The 17,141-nt window shown below is 29.9% G+C and carries 16 protein-coding genes and 1 pseudogene; 9 read left to right on the forward strand and 8 right to left on the reverse strand.

Annotation, left to right across the window (positions count from 1 at the left end; genetic code table 11):
• Positions 1-768, forward strand: a pseudogene (locus ELQ07_RS02630) (hypothetical protein); the annotation flags it as partial.
• Positions 769-826: 58 nt separating this feature from the next.
• Here ELQ07_RS02630 and murF read toward each other — a convergent pair.
• From murF to ELQ07_RS02660, 6 genes are read right to left on the reverse strand one after another with little or no spacing between them, the layout of a single operon-like run.
• Positions 827-2,254 carry a UDP-N-acetylmuramoyl-tripeptide--D-alanyl-D-alanine ligase gene (murF, locus tag ELQ07_RS02635; RefSeq protein ID WP_044305973.1) on the reverse strand — a complete coding sequence of 476 codons (1,428 nt, stop codon included), beginning with the start codon at positions 2,252-2,254 and terminating at the stop codon, positions 827-829.
• Positions 2,255-2,974, reverse strand: coding sequence for an alpha/beta hydrolase (locus tag ELQ07_RS02640; protein ID WP_070316484.1), 720 nt, complete (start codon positions 2,972-2,974; stop codon positions 2,255-2,257).
• 1 nt (position 2,975) lies between these two features.
• On the reverse strand, positions 2,976-3,191 hold the full coding sequence (locus tag ELQ07_RS02645) for a type II toxin-antitoxin system Phd/YefM family antitoxin (RefSeq protein WP_002852622.1): 216 nt from the start codon (positions 3,189-3,191) through the stop codon (positions 2,976-2,978).
• 59 nt (positions 3,192-3,250) lie between these two features.
• Positions 3,251-4,291, reverse strand: coding sequence for a D-alanine--D-alanine ligase (locus tag ELQ07_RS02650; protein WP_070316483.1), 1,041 nt, complete (start codon positions 4,289-4,291; stop codon positions 3,251-3,253).
• A gap of 9 nt (positions 4,292-4,300) precedes the next feature.
• On the reverse strand, positions 4,301-4,852 hold the full coding sequence (gene ruvA, locus ELQ07_RS02655; RefSeq protein ID WP_134224686.1) for a Holliday junction branch migration protein RuvA: 552 nt from the start codon (positions 4,850-4,852) through the stop codon (positions 4,301-4,303).
• A complete protein-coding gene (locus ELQ07_RS02660; protein WP_134224687.1) occupies positions 4,828-6,687 on the reverse strand; it encodes a flagellar assembly protein A in 1,860 nt (619 codons plus the stop codon). Before ELQ07_RS02660 ends, ruvA begins: the two co-directional genes overlap by 25 nt.
• Positions 6,688-6,790: 103 nt before the next feature.
• On the opposite strand from ELQ07_RS02660, the gene murJ reads away from it, so the two are divergent.
• From murJ to ELQ07_RS02695, 7 genes are read left to right on the forward strand one after another with little or no spacing between them, the layout of a single operon-like run.
• Complete coding sequence (murJ, locus tag ELQ07_RS02665; RefSeq protein ID WP_134224688.1) at positions 6,791-8,242, forward strand: murein biosynthesis integral membrane protein MurJ; 1,452 nt, start codon at positions 6,791-6,793, stop codon at positions 8,240-8,242.
• Complete coding sequence (gene cysS / locus ELQ07_RS02670) at positions 8,242-9,630, forward strand: cysteine--tRNA ligase (protein ID WP_070316479.1); 1,389 nt, start codon at positions 8,242-8,244, stop codon at positions 9,628-9,630. Before murJ ends, cysS begins: the two co-directional genes overlap by 1 nt.
• On the forward strand, positions 9,623-11,365 hold the full coding sequence (locus ELQ07_RS02675) for an ABC transporter ATP-binding protein (protein WP_002858782.1): 1,743 nt from the start codon (positions 9,623-9,625) through the stop codon (positions 11,363-11,365). Before cysS ends, ELQ07_RS02675 begins: the two co-directional genes overlap by 8 nt.
• A gap of 31 nt (positions 11,366-11,396) precedes the next feature.
• Entirely contained in the window at positions 11,397-12,455 is a 1,059-nt protein-coding gene (locus ELQ07_RS02680) for a quinone-dependent dihydroorotate dehydrogenase (RefSeq protein WP_070316477.1), read from the forward strand.
• A complete protein-coding gene (locus ELQ07_RS02685; RefSeq protein WP_002856928.1) occupies positions 12,452-13,702 on the forward strand; it encodes a pitrilysin family protein in 1,251 nt (416 codons plus the stop codon). The genes ELQ07_RS02680 and ELQ07_RS02685 overlap by 4 nt, the downstream gene beginning before the upstream one ends.
• Positions 13,695-14,591, forward strand: coding sequence for a 4-hydroxy-tetrahydrodipicolinate synthase (gene dapA, locus ELQ07_RS02690; protein WP_070316476.1), 897 nt, complete (start codon positions 13,695-13,697; stop codon positions 14,589-14,591). Before ELQ07_RS02685 ends, dapA begins: the two co-directional genes overlap by 8 nt.
• On the forward strand, positions 14,591-15,370 hold the full coding sequence (locus tag ELQ07_RS02695; RefSeq protein ID WP_070316475.1) for an enoyl-ACP reductase: 780 nt from the start codon (positions 14,591-14,593) through the stop codon (positions 15,368-15,370). Before dapA ends, ELQ07_RS02695 begins: the two co-directional genes overlap by 1 nt.
• 40 nt (positions 15,371-15,410) lie before the next feature.
• Here ELQ07_RS02695 and ELQ07_RS02700 read toward each other — a convergent pair whose 3' ends face one another.
• Entirely contained in the window at positions 15,411-15,716 is a 306-nt protein-coding gene (locus tag ELQ07_RS02700) for a hypothetical protein (protein ID WP_002852583.1), read from the reverse strand.
• A gap of 11 nt (positions 15,717-15,727) precedes the next feature.
• Positions 15,728-16,324 (reverse strand): MBL fold metallo-hydrolase, encoded by a 597-nt coding sequence (locus ELQ07_RS02705; RefSeq protein WP_070301009.1) that lies wholly within the window; start codon positions 16,322-16,324, stop codon positions 15,728-15,730.
• A 73-nt stretch (positions 16,325-16,397) separates the two neighbouring features.
• Here ELQ07_RS02705 and ELQ07_RS02710 point away from each other — a divergent pair, with 73 nt between their 5' ends.
• A complete protein-coding gene (locus ELQ07_RS02710) occupies positions 16,398-17,138 on the forward strand; it encodes an NAD+ synthase (RefSeq protein WP_044261690.1) in 741 nt (246 codons plus the stop codon).
• Positions 17,139-17,141: the final 3 nt, after the last annotated feature.

Genomic DNA, 17,141 nt, shown 5'->3' on the forward strand with positions numbered 1-17,141 from the left:
CAAATTGTTAATCATACTTTTAATGATACCAATAAAACAAGTTTCACTGAAGCAGATATAAATTCTATGCCTAAGGGTTATATTTCTGTTGGCTATAAAGGTTTAGATTTTTCAGATCAATCCAATCCTTATAATGCATTAGGACTAGTTAATCATTCTAACACAAAAGTAACTAATGTTTTTAAAACAGATGATGAATTTCATGAAGCTCAAGCAATACAAATGGGAATGATGGGTATTGATTTTTATCCGCAAAAATTAAATATATCAACTCAAAGTTTATCACAAGGAGCTTTAATGGAAGGTGGATTTAATCCTGATATGTCAGTTTATCCACAAAATGAAGATGGAAGTTATTCTAAAGAAGCTTTTTTTATGAGCTTTTTAAAATCAGAAGGTGGTTATATGGTTGCAGGAAAAAATACAACTATTGCACCGCAAGCAATGAATTATAATCTTAATGTTGCCAAACAAAGTATTCCAAAATACTCTAATGTAGATTTCGATGACATTATGACAGGTAAAGTTGATTTTGCAAGTTTATTAAAAGGTTATGCACAAGATGGCTAGCTTGATGCAGATATATATGCAATGGATAAAGGAGTTGCTTGGCAAAATACAAGCATAGGTTATAGTGGAGCTTGGTTTGATAATCAGTTTAATCAAGCAAAAGCTAATGGCTGGAAAGCAAGTAGCCAAAGTATAGATTCTTATGTTAATTCTATAATGGATAGACTTAATAATCTTTTAGGGCAGACTAGGGTTTAAAGAAGTATTTGCACGAAGTCAAATTAAAAATGATGATATTTGCAAATACTTATGCGAATCACATAAAGCTAGGTGCATCGTTTGAAAAGAGTATCAAATCTCCGTTTTTTGTTTCTTTAGCTAGAGTTTGAACTAGCTGGCTTTTTTCTTTAAGTATAATGGTTTTTATTTTTAACTCTTTTTTGAAAATTTCAGCATTGATTTGTGCGCTAATGATAGCAAGATCAAAACACTCATTAATGATTTTAGCAAGTTTTATATTTTCTTCTTCGCTTACTTCCACTATACCAGGACTTACTAAAACTTTGCGTCCTTTATAGCTTTTACAAAGTTCATAGCTTGTGCTCATACCTTTAAAATTTCCATTAAAACCATCATCTATGATAAATTTAGGCTCTCTTGAAAGCACTTGCAAGCGATGTTCTACGGAGTTTATATTTAAAACTTGCTTTTGAATTTTTTCTAGTTTTATACCAAGATAATGAGCACAAAGTATACAAACACAAAGATTTTGCGCGTTAAAATCCCCTAAAATTTGACTTTTGAAATCATAGGATTTATTTTCTATATCGACTTTAAATTCTAAACCTTCAAGACTTGAATGAATAAGACTTAATTTATCATCATAAAGGCTGATGAGTTTATCTTCTTCTTTTTGGGTGCTAGAGTGTAAAAAAGCCTTTTCTAATCTTTTGGAATTTAAGGCTTCAAGTTTGGTTGAGCGGATATTTTCAACACTTTTAAAATACTCTAAATGTGCATTGCCTATCTCTCCTACTATGCTGATGTGAGGTTGTAAAAAACGAGTGATTTCATCAATATCGCCTTTAAGTCTAGCACCTGCTTCAGCTATGTAAATTTGAGTATCTTGGCTTAAATTGGTATTGATATCAGCAACTATACCTAGCAAGGTATTGACAGAGCGTGGTGTTTTGTAGCTTTTAAAGTCATCTTTTAAAAGTTCGTATAGAAAATTTTTAATACTTGTTTTTCCAAAACTTGCGGTAATGAGTATGATTTTTAAATTTTCATTGGCTCTTAGTTTGGCTTTGGCTTGTTTTTTATAATATAAATTTGTAAAAAACTCATAAATTTTAAGACTCAATAAAGCAAAAGGAAGGCTAAAAAGATTAAAAAGAAAAGAAAAACGCAAAGCAAGGATAGCAAAAATAGCATTATAAACAAAAACAAAAACAAAAAACCATTTAACCTTGCTTGTAAAAACAAGCTTTTTATCTATACCTTTGTTCCAAAAATACAAAATTGGAGTATGGATCAATGCAAAATATGCCAAAGAGTATAAAGGAAAAGCTAAGAATAAAAAATAAGGAATAAATAAAAAATACAAATGCCACAAAGGTTTATGATAATGAAAAAACACGCGTTTAAATTTATAAGAATACCATTGTAAAGCACTCATAAGATAAAAAGCTATACAAAAATTAAAAAATAAAGAATTAATAAAATAAAGAGTATTGATAAGCATTTAAATTTCCTTAATTTTTTGAGCTATGAAAGCAGAATGTTTTAAAAAGAAAAAATGATCTCCCTCTAAAGGATAAAAAGTGCTATTTTTTAAAAATTGATGCATTTTCTCGCCACAATATAAAGGCGTAGCTTCATCGCTTTTCCCCCAAAAAACCAAGCTTTTAGCCTTTTGCTTGGCAAAAATTTCACTAAAATCCTCATCAACAACCCTTTTAAAGGTTTCATACATTATAGGACTAAGATTTGCTCCATCTTTACTAGCAAAATAGCGATAAAATTTTCCAAAACCAAAGAGTTTTAAAATTTTAAAAATACGGATTTTAAAACGTACTTTTAGGGATTTTTTAGCCAAAATTCCTGCACTTGAAAGTAAGATTAGAGTGTCTTTTTCTTTTGCGAGTAGGGTGCTTACTTTTCCACCAAAAGAATGCCCCATGAAAAAACAGACATCGAGTTTTTTTTGCTTTAAAAAAAGTTCTGTGATATTGGCATAATCTTGAGTGTTTAAAATTTCTTCCACGCTTGAATTTCCAAAACCCGCCAAATCCATATAAATTTGACAAAAATCTTTCAAAAAAGGACAAAAACTTTGCTTCATAAGTTCTTTATTGGCTCCCCAGCCGTGCAAGATAAGTATTTGCGGTAAGGCAAGATCGCCTAAAATTTCATAAGAAATTTGATAAGTTTTGTTTTTATAAGAAAGTTGTGTTTGAGCCATTTTAAGCCTTTTGATTTTTGTAGATATTTTCTAAAAGTTGCATGGCGTTTTGTAAGCGTTCAAATTCTTTCATACTAAGCATTACAGCTTCAAATTTGTTATTTTTTAAAATAACTATTTTTCCACTTTCGCTTTTTTTGAGTTTTTCCATAATGGGGCTAAAATTTCTTACCACTTCGGTGGCAGTGTAAATTTCATCTTGTTTAAAAGAGAGCATTTTTCTTCCTAAAATACGCTAAATTTTATGTATAATTTAGCGTATTTTGACTTAAAAGCTTATAATTTTCCTTTTTGTCCGTTGATGGAGTGAAGGAAGTTGTAATTGATTTTTATCATTTTTTCAAGTGAAATTTGATCAGCTAAAGCGTTTAAAGTGGTATTAAAATCTTTAAAAAGATAATTAGCCAAAGAACCAGGATTTGGGTTGATTTCATTTAAATATACTTCATTATCCAGTATAAAAAAATCGCAGCGTATTAAAGCACCTTTAAACAAAGGATTGTAGATCTTTTTAAAACTGTCTTTGAGTTTTTCTTTTAATTCTTCGCTTAAATCCGCTTCTATAAGCTCATTGTGTCCTGAAAAGCTAAGATATTTTTGTTCAAAGTCTAAAAATTCTTTTTTCTTTGGCTCTTCTATGATGGAAAAAACAAACTCATCATTGATCATACATCCTGCAAGATTGTATTCTTTGATATTGTTTTTAAATTCTTCTACTACAAGATCATTATCAAATTCAAAACCTACATCTTTGGCGTATTCTAAATCTTTTTCATCTTTTACTATACTAATACCTATACTACTTCCAAGTCTTGCAGGTTTGATAATGCAAGGAAAACTAAGCTTTTCTTTAGAGTTTTGGTTTTTTCTTAGCATGGTATAATCAAGTGTTTTTACTCCAACGCTTTTGGCATAAAGTTTGGTAAGTTCTTTATTAAAAGATAATGCGCTAGCTTCAAGCCTAGGTCCTATAAATTTAATAGAATAAAACTCAAATAAAGCCGCAATTTTTCCATCTTCTCCATCTCTACCATGGATAAGATTGATCACGCATTCGCACTCTAGTTTATTTTCTTTTAAAAAGCCTTTGCTAAAAAAACCTCCTTGTTTGATGAAGAGTTCTTTTTCATTTTTATAAGCTTTGGTGCTAAAAGTTTTAGAATTCATTTTTTCGCTTGGAATGTGATAAAATCTTCTTTCTTCATCGCAAAAAACAAATTCTAAATTTTGATTGATAACTTTTTTAAGTACTACAGCACTTACTATACTGATCTCGTGTTCATAAGAATTTCCGCCAAAAAGTATTGCAAATTTCATTTTATTCCTTTATCCTAGTTTTTTAAGAGCTTCTTTGATGAGTTCGCTTGTGTTTGTTGCTTGAGCACTTGCTAAAACACTTATGATTTTTTCTTGTTTAAAGCCTAGAGTAAGAAGTGCGGCTAAGGCTTCGCTTTTATCATCGCTTACATTTTCAAGTTTGGTTTTTGTGTCAGAAAGTTCTACTATAATGCGTTTTGCATTTTTTGGACCTATGCCAGGTACTTTTTTAAGCACGCTTTCATCGCCCAAACTTAACGCTTTGTAAAAAGAATTTACATCAAGACTAGAGCATACCGCCATAGCAGTATTTGCACCCACTCCATTGACTTTTAAAAGCATTTCAAACATTTTTTGTTCATCTTTATCCAAGAAGCCATAAAATTTATTAGAATCTTCTTTGATGATTTGAGTGATAAAAAACTCATGCTTTTCTTGAGTTTGAATTTTAGCAGAACAAAAAAGCGAAATAAATATCCCATAGCTTAAACCACTAGCACATTTAACAATGATAAAAGTAGGTTCTTTTTTTGTGACTATTCCTTCGATGCCGACAACCATGCTATATCCTTTTCTTCATAATCTAATTTTTTATGTATTTCTATACTTTCTTGGTTGTTTTGTATGACTTTTTTAATGCCTATAAATTTAGCACTTTCATTAACAAATGAAGAGTAAAAAATATCTTCTTTAGGCTCTAGAAGTGAAAATTTGATTTCATTCATATCAGTCCATTTGCCGCTTTTATTTATAAAAGTTGCTTCAAAAAGCATTTTTTGCAAATTGATTAATTCTAATTGTAAAGATTTTTTGCGTTCAAGAAGTTCTTTTTCTTCATTTTGTAGTTTATTTAATTCAAGATTTTGTAAAGAGAAATCTTTTAGGGCTTTTTCGTATTGTACAGGAACATTTTGACCTTGATTTTTAAGTTCTGTTATCTTTTTTTCAATGCTTAAAATTCCATTTTTGCTTGATAAAATGTATTGTCTTATTTTATTTATTTTATGATTTAACTTAGAAATTTGCTCTCCTAAAATCGCAAATTCTTCATCATAATTTTTATCAAGAGTTTTAATTTTAGCATGAAATTTATTGTTATCCCCGTTAATGCGTTCTATTGTGGTGTTTTCAAAAAACACACAAGAATTATTACTTTCTAAATTTTCTATATAGATTTTATCAGCTTGTATATTTCCACCTAAGCTTTTTTTAATTCTCACTTCTTTGGCTTTGATTGTTCCACCTTCGAGCAAATCTATATTTAAAATTTCGGCTTCTGCAAATCCTCTATGAGTTTTTATATAGGCTTGTTTGGCTTGAATTTTGGCTTTAGAGTGTGTAGTGCCTTCAATTTTCATTTTGGTGGCATTAAGTTGAGTGTTGCTTCCTACGCTTCCGACTACATTTAATTCTTCACATTCTATCCCAACACCAGAATTTACAGCATCTTTTACTTCTGAAAGAAATTTTATATTGATTTTGACATTTTTGTCTAGTCCAGCTCTTATAATCCCTATATTTTTAAAATCTACCCCATTAAAATCTAGTTCATTGGCAATATCAAATTTTTCACCATCTTGTACTACATAACCTTTTTTTAAAGCTATATATTCTGTGTATCCATCTTGCTCTACTTGTTTAAAAGCCGAAGAACAAGAAAATTTAACTTTATTTTCATTTGCGGCTAAAACTTTTAAGGTGTGTAAATTTAAGTCTTTTCCTTCTTTACCTTGTTTAAATTTGGCGTGTTTTAAAACAACTTCATTTTCATCAACAACAATAATACCTGAGCGTTTTTCATCGATAGTGTAGTTTTTGGTTTTTTCTTTATAAGTCAAGATCAGGGATTCATCTTGACTTTCTATAGGATCAATACCTTGTGCAACGGTAATTTGTATAGTTTTATTTAAAGGGGTGTTTTTATGTTGGTTGCAAAAAGACATTAAATTTTTCTTAAAATCAAAAATGCGGATACCTATTAAAAATTTAAGTTTCAACATCTTTTTATAAATATTTTGCAAAAGTTCTAGTGCTAGTTTTTCATGAAAGTCTAAATTTGTAAAATCAATTTGAGCAACTATTTTGGTTAAATTTTTATTCGCAACTAGTTTGACTGCTTGAGATGCTTTGCTTTGGTTTATACCATGGAAAATTTCTATTTTGTATTCTTGCTTGATTTGAAGATCATTTTTTAAAAAAATTTCATCTTTATCAAAAAGAGTTAATTCTTTTTCAGAGATTTTTTCCCATTCTAAATCTCCAAAACGATATTGTGTAGAAAATGCCAATAAACTAAAATCAAGCTCATTTAAGCTAAGGTTTGTTCGTGAAGCTACGCTTAAAAGCTCTCGAGCTGGATTTTCTGTATAGGCAATAATTTTTTCATCCAAAGCCAAAACTTTCCCCTTGTAAAAAATTAAGAATGTAATTATAGTCAATTTTTAATCAATTTTAGTTAAAATAGTTCTCTTTATATTTTGAAATTTATGAAAAAATTTAATGAAGAGTTTAGTATTTAAAAATTTTATTATCAATGCTTTAGGAATTTTATTTTCAAGAATTTTAGGGCTTGCTAGAGATGTTTTAATAGCGCTTTTTTTAGGAGCAGGGCTTTATAGTGATATTTTTTTTGTGGCTTTAAAAATGCCCGCTTTTTTTAGAAGAATTTTTGCAGAAGGGGCTTTTGGACAAAGTTTTTTGCCTAATTTTATAAAAGCGAAAAAAAAGGGAGCTTTTTGCGTTAGTGTAATGATGCAATTTAGCCTTATAGTTTTTTTATTTTGTCTTTTGGTAAGTTTTTTTTCCTCTTTTTTTACTAAGCTTTTTGCTTTTGGGTTTAACGCAGATACTATAGCTTTAGCGGCTCCTTTGGTGGCGATTAATTTTTGGTATTTGTTTTTTATTTTTTTAGTTACTTTTTTAGGAGCTATTTTAAATTATAGACAAAAATTTTTCATTACCTCTTTTTCTGCGGCATTATTTAACTTAAGTATTGTTATAGCTGCCTTTTTTGTGGATAAAAATGCACCGCAAAATACACTTTATTATTTTTCTTATGCAACGGTTTTAAGTGGGGTGGCACAGCTTGTTTTACACTTGCTTGTTTTAAAAAACAATCCTGTAATCCGTGCTATGGCTTTAAGTGTAAAATTTAAAAAAGCCAAGGCGAAATTACAAGGTTTTTATGGCAATTTTTTTCATGGAGTTTTAGGTTCTTCTGCGACTCAATTTAGCTCATTGCTTGATACAACCATAGCTAGTTTTTTAATGAGTGGGAGTATTTCTTATCTTTATTATGCAAATCGTGTATTCCAACTCCCCCTTGCACTTTTTGCTATCGCTTTAACTCAAGTTTCTTTTCCAAAAATTTTAAAACATTTAAAAAGTGGTCAAGAAAATTTAGCTTTAAAATTTATGCAAAGAGCATTAGCGCTTTTAAGCATTTTGCTTATTGCTTCTAGTATTGTAGGTTCTGTGTTTGCTTTGGAAATTTCAAAACTTTTATTTGAAAGAGGAAATTTCACTCACGAAGATGGTGTAATTACGGCTTATGTTTTGATTGCTTATCTTATAGGGCTTTTACCTTTTGGTTTGCAAAAGCTTTTTTCTTTGTGGCTTTATGCAAAATTTAAACAAAAAACAGCAGCTTGGATCGCGGTAAAATCTTTAATTATCAGTGCTTTATGTTCTATGGCTTTTATATTTTTGATTAAAGATGAAAGTTTAAAGGTTATTGCAGTAGCACTTTCAAGCTCTATTAGTGCTTTTTATTTGCTTGGAGCTAATATCAAAGAATTTGGTTTTAAGAAATTTTTTGCTTTAATATCTATTAAAATTTGCTTATTGGTTATAGTTGCTTTGATTGTTTTTGCAATCTTACTTATTTTGATTAAACCTTATATTTTAAGTTTTTTTATAGGAATTTTTACAAGTTTTAAAGGAGTTTTTTAATGAGATTATTAGACAGTGTAACAAAAGAGAAAATAAAACTTGATAAAAAAGATATTAGTATTTACTTATGCGGACCTACGGTTTATGATGATGCACATTTAGGACATGCAAGAAGTAGTGTTTGTTTTGATCTTTTGCGTAGGGTTTTACTTGCTCAGGGCAATAGGGTAAAATTTGCTAGAAATTATACAGATATTGATGATAAGATTTTGAAAAAAATGGCTCAAAGTGGTCAAACTTTAGAGGAAATTACGGAATTTTATATCAAAAGTTATGAAGAGGATATGAGGGTTTTAAATGTATTAGATCCTGATTTTAAACCTCGTGCAACGCATTATATAACAGCTATGCTTGATTTGATTAAAAAGCTTGCTAAGGATGGGTTTGTTTATACTCTAGAAGATGGAATTTATTTTGATACAAGTAAAGATGAAAAATATTTAAGCCTATTAAATCGCAATTTAGAAGAAAATATCTCTCGTCTAAGTAATGAAGTGCAAAAAAGAAATGAAAGCGATTTTGCGCTTTGGAAATTTGATGAAAATTTTTACGAAAGTGAATTTGGCAAAGGGCGTCCAGGTTGGCATACTGAATGTGTTGCTATGATTGATTCTATTTTTGAAAATACTCTTGATATACATGCTGGAGGGATAGATTTGCTTTTTCCTCATCATGAAAATGAAGCTGCGCAATGTCGTTGTGGATGTAAGAGAAAATTAGCAAATATTTGGCTTCACAATGGTTTTGTAAAAATCGATGGCGAAAAAATGAGTAAAAGTTTAAATAATAGTTTTTTTATAAAAGATGCTTTAAAAGAATTTATGGGCGAGGCTTTAAGATTTTATCTTTTGAGTTCTCATTATAGATCTCATTTTAATTATTCTTTATCGGATTTAGAAAATGCTAAAAAACGTTTAGATAAATTTTATCGCCTTAAAAAAAGATTGGATTTAGGTGAAATTTCTGATTTTGATGTTTTAAATGATATTGAAATAAAAAGCGAAATTACTAAGCAAATTTTAGAGATTTTAAATGATGATTTAAATGTTTCTAAAGCCTTAGCTCTTTTGGATGATTTTATCAGTAGTGCAAATTTAGAGTTGGATAAAGAAAGCAAAAATAAAATTTTAAAACAAAATATCAAAGAAGCTTTAAGTGAGCTAGCTAAAATTTTTGGCTTTGGTTTTATGGATACAACTTTATATTTTCAATGGGGTGTAAGCAAAGAAGAACGAGAAGAGATTGAAAAGTTAATTTTAGAAAGAACTGAGGCTAAGAAAAACAAAGATTTTAACACAGCTGATGCAATAAGAGAGCAATTAAATAGTAAAAAAATCACTCTTTTAGATACTCCAAATGGAACAATTTGGGAGAAAATAAATGCATAATGAGATGAATTTAAAAGAGGTTTTAATACGCTTTAAGCCCTTTTATAAAAGATATTGGAAACAATTTGCTATAGCTATTTTCGGTATGATTTTAGCAAGCGGAGGAACTGCTGGAAGTTTTTATGCTTTAGAGCCTATTTTAAATTATATTTTCGTTGAAAAAAATGAAGCTTTACTTTATACAGTGCCTTTTTTGCTAGTATTGATGTATTTTTTTAAAAATCTTGGAACTTATTTACAAAGTTTTTATGTTTCCTTTATAGGAACAGATATGTTAAGAGTATTGCGTGCTAGGGTTTTGAAAAATGTTTTACGCTTGGATATGGATTTTTTTAAACGCTATAGAAGCGGAGAGCTTGTAAGTCGTTGTACTAATGATATTAATGCACTTCAAAGCATAGTATCAAACATTATTCCTGATTTTTTTAGAGAGCTTTTAACTGCTATAGGACTGCTTGCGGTAGTCTTGTATCAAAGTCCTACTTTGGCTTTTTTTGCTTTAGTGATTTTGCCTTTAGCTATTTTTCCTTTGGTATGGTTTGCTAAAAAACTTAAAAAATATGCAAGAAATATACAAGAAACAAATTCGGATTTACTTTCTTATTTGGGTGAAATTTTTTCAAATATTGAATTGATCAAAGCTAATGATAATGAAAAAAAAGAAAGTGATAAATTTGCTAAGCATAATGATACTTTATGTAAATTAAACCTAAAATCCGCACGTATTGATGCACTTACAAGTCCTTTAATGGATATGATGGGTTCTGTTGGGGTTGCTGTGGTGATTATTGTAGGGGGTAGAGAGGTTATCAATGGTTCTATGAGTGTGGGAAGTTTTATCAGTTTTGTTTCGGCACTTTTTGCGATATATACTCCTTTAAAGCGTCTTTCGTCTTTATATGGAAAACTTCAAGGTGCTGTTGCGGCAAGTGAAAGAACTTTTTATTTATTGGATTTAGAACCTCAAATTAAAGGTGGAAGCAAAGAATTAAAAAACATTGAAAAAATTAGCTTTGAAAATGTTGAATTTGCTTATGAAAACCCGCATAAAAGTGTTTTAAAAGGCGTAAATTTTGATTTTGTTAAAGGGCAAATGCTTGCTCTTGTAGGGACAAGTGGGGGTGGTAAATCTTCTATTATTAATCTTTTGATGTATTTTTATGAAAAGCAAAAAGGTAAAATTTTACTCAATCAAGAAGATATTAGCACTTTTACCATAGAAAGCTTACATGCTAAAATAGGACTTGTAACGCAAAATATTTATCTTTTTAATGATAGTTTTGCTGCAAATATTGCTTATAGCGAAGAGTTAGAAGAAGAAAAAGTCATCCAAGCTTTAAAATTGGCCAATGCTTATGAATTTGTTAAAGAAATGGGCGGGATTTGGGCTGAAGTGAAAGAACATGGTAAGAACTTAAGTGGAGGGCAAAAACAAAGAATAGCAATCGCTAGAGCTTTATATAAAAATCCTGATGTGCTTATTTTTGATGAAGCAACTTCAGCTTTGGATAATGAAAGTGAAAAAGCAATAGTTAAAACTATAGAAAATTTAAAACAAGATAGATTGATTTTAGTGGTTGCACATCGTTTAAGCACTATAGAAAATGCGGATAAAATAGTAGTATTGGATAAGGGTAAGGTATTGGCAATAGGTAAAGATGAAGAGCTTTTGCAAACTTGTTCTTTGTATCAAAAATTTAAAAGCAAAGAAAAAACAAAGCCTAGCTTTAGTTAATTTTAGTTAGAATTTCAAAAAGGATTAAAAAATGGCTTATGAAATGATAAAACCTTTACTTTTTAAGTTAAACCCTGAGCATGCACATGCTTTGGTTGAATATAGCTTAAGGGCTTTAAGTGCTAGTTTTCCAGGAGCTTTAAGTTTTTTAGCACACAAATATATAGTTGATGATGAGAGTTTAAGGCAAAATTTACTTGGACTTGATTTTAATAATCCTGTAGGTTTAGCAGGAGGCTTTGATAAAAATGCCACTATGATAAGACCTTTGAGTGCTTTAGGATTTGGCTTTTTAGAAGTGGGAACTTTTACTCCAAAACCTCAAGAAGGCAATGAAAAGCCACGTCTATTTAGACTTGTAAAACAAGAAAGTATACAAAATGCTATGGGTTTTAACAACGAAGGTGCTGAAAAGATTGCTTTAAGGCTTGCAAAAACTTATCCTTTTGTTTTGCCTTTAGGGGTAAATATAGGGAAAAATAAAATCACTCCAAATGACAAAGCCTTGGAGGATTATTTTACTTTGTTTAGAGATTTTAAGGATTTGTGTGATTATTTTATCGTTAATATCTCATCTCCTAATACTAAAAATTTAAGAGAGTTGCAAAATGATGATTTTTTAAATACCTTGCTTGAAGAAGCCAAAAAAATCACTTCTAAGCCTATTTTGATAAAAATTGCTCCTGATATGAAAATAGATGATGCTTTAAATTTATGTGAAAATACCATTAAAAAAGGTGCAGATGGGTTTATATTGGCCAATACTAGTATTGATTATAGCTTGCTAGATAATAATCGTACCTTTGGTGGTATTAGTGGAAGACTGATTACGGAAAAAAGTGGTATTTTTTTCAAAGAAGTAGCTAAAATTCTTTTTGGCAAAACCTTGCTTATTGCAAGTGGAGGGATTGATAGTGCTGATATTGCTTATGAGCGTATTAAAAATGGGGCTAATTTAGTGCAAGTTTATACAGCTTTGATTTTTAAAGGTCCTTCTTTGGTAAAAAATATCAATCAAAATCTTATAGAACTTTTAAGAAAAGATGGTTTTTTACACATTAGCGAAGCTGTTGGGGTAAATTTAAAATGATTGCTTATGAAAAAATTCAATTAAAAAACAAGCTTGAAATTTATGCTTTGCCTGTAAATAAAAATAGCGATGTGATTAGCGTTGATATTTTTTATAAAGTGGGTTCAAGAAATGAGATCATGGGAAAAAGTGGCATAGCTCATATGTTAGAACATTTAAATTTTAAAAGTACTAAAAATTTAAAAGCTGGCGAATTTGATGAGATTGTTAAAGGTTTTGGTGGTGTGGATAATGCAAGCACAGGTTTTGACTATACTCATTATTATATTAAATGTGCGAAGAAAAATTTAGATAAAGCTTTAGAGCTTTTTGCGGAACTTATGGCGAATTTAAATTTAAAAGATGAAGAATTTCAGCCTGAAAGAGCAGTGGTTTTAGAAGAGCGTAGATGGAGAACAGATAATAACCCTTTAGGATATCTTTATTTTAGACTTTTTAATCATGCATTTATGTATCATCCTTATCATTGGACTCCTATAGGTTTTTTTAAAGATATAGAAAATTGGAGTATCGAAGATATTAAAGAATTTCACAGTATTTACTATCAACCTAAAAATGCGATTTTACTTGTAAGTGGTGATATAGAAAGTAAAGAAGTTTTTGAGCTTTCAAAACAACATTTTGAAAAGATTAAAAATACTAAGACTATACCTAAAATTCACACAAAAGAGCCTAAGCAAGATGGAGTAAAAAGAATATATTTGCATAAAAACTCAGATACTGAACTATTAGCCCTTGCTTATAAAATTCCAAATTTCAAGCACAAAGATATACCTGCCTTAAATGCTTTATCCGAGCTTTTAGGAAGTGGGAAAAGTTCTTTAATGAGTGAAATTTTGATTGATAAATTAAATTTAATCAATGATTATTATGCTTATGTTAATGATTGTATAGATGAAAATTTATTTATTTTTATTTGTAATTGTAACCCCAATGTTAATGCAGAAAAAGTAGAAAAAGAGCTTTTAAAAATCATTGATAAACTTAAAATGGGTAAAATTTCTCAAAAAGATTTGCAAAGAGTGAAAAATAATGTCAAGAGTGATTTTATTTTCTCGCTTAACAATGCTAGTGCAGTGGCAAATATTTATGGTTCATATCTAGCAAGAGGAGATATCAATCCTTTGTTAAATTATGAGAAAGATATACAAAATTTGGAATTAAAAGATTTGATTTCTTGTGCTAAAAAATATTTTATTCAAGAAAATTCAACTACGGTAATTCTAAGAAAGGATTCAAATGGATAAAAATATTATCATTGGGGCGATGACTGCTCTTATTACACCGTTTAAAAATGGAAAAGTTGATGAGCAAAGTTATGCAAGATTGATTAAAAGACAAATAGAAAATGGCATCGATGCAGTAGTTCCAGTAGGAACAACAGGAGAAAGTGCAACTTTAACCCATGAAGAACATAGAACTTGCATAGAAATAGCCGTTGAAACTTGCAAAGGAACTAAGGTTAAGGTTTTAGCAGGTGCGGGAAGTAATGCAACTCATGAGGCAATGGGTTTGGCTAAATTTGCTAAAGAACATGGTGCTGATGGGATTTTAAGTGTGGCACCGTATTATAATAAACCTACACAACAAGGACTTTATGAGCATTATAAGGCTATTGCGCAAAGTGTAGATATTCCTGTGCTTTTATATAATGTTCCAGGAAGAACAGGTTGTGAAATTTCAACAGATATTATTATCAAGCTTTTTAGAGATTGTGAAAATATTTATGGAGTAAAAGAAGCGAGTGGAAATATCGATAAGTGTGTGGATTTGCTTGCGCACGAACCTAGAATGATGCTTATTTCGGGAGAAGATGCGATCAATTATCCTATACTTTCAAATGGTGGAAAGGGAGTGATTTCAGTAACTTCAAATTTATTACCCGATATGATTAGCGCTTTAACTCATTTTGCTTTAGATGAAAATTATAAAGAAGCTAAAAAAATCAATGATGAGCTTTATAATATCAATAAAATTTTATTTTGCGAAAGTAATCCTATTCCTATTAAAACGGCTATGCATATAGCTGGATTGATAGAAAGTTTGGAGTTTAGACTTCCTCTTTGTTCTCCAAGTAAGGAAAATTTTGCTAAAATTGAAGAAGTGATGAAAAAATATAAGATCAAAGGATTTTAATGAATACAGAATTTCAAGGAAAAACTTTAGTAATCAGCGGTGGAACTCGTGGGATAGGTAAGGCTATAGTTTATGAATTTGCTAAAGTGGGTGCAAATATAGCTTTTACTTATAATTCTAATGCACAAATTGCTGACGAAATGGTACAAGATTTGGAGAAAAATTATAAAATCAAAGCTAGAGCTTATGAATTTAATATTTTAGAACCTGAAACTTATAAAGAACTTTTTGAAAAAATTGATGCGGATTTTGATAGAGTGGATTATTTCATCTCAAATGCTATCATTTCAGGACGTGCGGTTGTAGGTGGTTATACTAAATTTATGAAATTAAAACCAAAAGGAATTAATAACATCTTTACAGCCACAGTTAATGCTTTTGTTGTGGGCGCACAAGAAGCAGCTAAAAGAATGGAAAAAGTAGGGGGTGGAAGCATTATTTCTATCTCATCTACAGGAAATTTAGTGTATATAGAAAATTATTCAGGTCATGGCACAGCAAAAGCTGCCGTAGAAGCTATGGCAAGATATGCGGCTACTGAACTTGGGGGAAAAAATATCCGTGTAAATGTCGTAAGTGGTGGGCCTATTGAAACTGATGCTTTAAGAGCTTTTACAAATTATGAAGAAGTAAAACAGGCTACTATAAATTTAAGCCCTTTAAATCGCATGGGGCAGCCTGAAGATTTGGCTGGAGCATGTCTTTTTCTTTGTTCAAGTAAGGCAAGTTGGGTAACAGGACATACTTTCATCGTTGATGGTGGTACAACTTTTAAATAAAAATTAAGAAAAATCAATGGATTTTTCTTAAAAATATTTTTCAATCAAGTTTTAATTTCCATCCTAAAAAAACACTTAATAATGCAAGTAAAAAAATAAAATTTAAAGTCCAATTGCCAAAACCTACAAAACCTATAGATAATACGCTGTAAAAAAATCCTCCCACAGCTGAATAAATACAAATCGTACTTAAAGATCCATTTTCTGCCATTTTTTTACATGGGCAGATTTTATAAAATTTTTTATCGTTAAATTGATTTTTCTTTTTATTTCCCAAAAATAAACCAAAAAGGGCAAAAAGATTTAAAAAAATAAAAGCATATAATAAAATTTGATCTAATTCCATTTTAATATACCTTAAAAGTATCTAAGCCAAGAGGGTAAATGGACTTGTTCTTCTTTTAAAGTAGTCTCTTGTCCATGTCCTGGTAAAAGTTTAAAATCTTCTTTGTAAGTCATAACTTTTTCTAAACTTTGTTTCATTAAATTTGCATCTGAATAAGGAAAATCCCATCTTCCTATGCTTCTATAAAATAAAAAATCTCCACTAAACATGATATTTTTACCTACAATTTCTATCATAGTGCAACCTGGTGTGTGTCCTGGTAAAAAGTGAAATTTAAAATCAACTCCGCAAATATTTAAAATATCTTCATTATCTACTAAAAAATCCGCATCGCTAGAATCATAGCCTTGATTGAAATCATCATGTAGCATAAAAGCATCATTTTTGTGAATATAAATGGGGATGTTGTATTCTTTTTTAACCTTGGCATTATCCCAAATATGATCATAATGCCCGTGAGTATTTAAAATCGCTAAAGGATTTTTTACATGTTGTTTGATAAATAAAAGTGCATCAGTTCCTGGATCAATGATAAATTCACCCTTTGGGGTAAATAAAATATAGCAATTAGTTTCATAAACTCCACAAGCTTGTTTGATAATTTGCATTTTTTACCTCTTTAACGAAAAATTTGCCTTAAATAAATATAATTATACATTAAATTTTTAAAAGGCAAGCTTTATGGATTGGCAAAAGATTACGGAAAAAATGTGTGATTTTATACAAGAAAAAGTGAAAAATTCTCAAAGTCAAGGTGTGGTTTTGGGGCTTAGTGGCGGGATTGATTCTGCTTTGGTAGCAACGCTTTGTAAAAGAGCTTTAAAAGAGAATGTTTTTGCTCTTTTAATGCCAACTCAAATTTCAAATAAAGCCAATCTTGAAGATGCTTTAAGGCTTTGTGCGGATTTAAATCTTGAATATAAAATCATAGAAATTCAAAGCATTTTAGATGCTTTTATAAAGCAAAGTGAAAATACTACTCTAGTATCGTTAGGAAATTTTGCAGCTCGTATTAGAATGAGTTTGCTTTATGATTATTCTGCTTTGAAAAATTCTTTAGTCATAGGCACTTCTAATAAAAGCGAATTACTTTTGGGTTATGGTACGATTTATGGGGATTTAGCTTGTGCTTTTAATCCTATAGGATCGCTTTATAAAAGTGAAATTTATGCCTTAGCAAAATACCTTAACTTGCATGAAAATTTTATTAAAAAAGCTCCAAGTGCGGATCTTTGGGAAAATCAAAGCGATGAGGGGGATTTAGGTTTTTCTTATGCAAAAATCGATGAAGGCTTAAAAGCCTTAGAAACTAATGATGAAAAACTTTTAAGAACGCTTGATCCTTCTTTGATTGCTATATTAAAAAATCGCATGCAAAAAAATGCTTTTAAGGGAAAAATGCCTGAAATTTTGGAAATTTAAACA

Source organism: Campylobacter sp. US55, from assembly GCF_004378955.1.
In the GTDB taxonomy this organism is placed as follows: Bacteria; Campylobacterota; Campylobacteria; order Campylobacterales; family Campylobacteraceae; genus Campylobacter_D; species Campylobacter_D jejuni.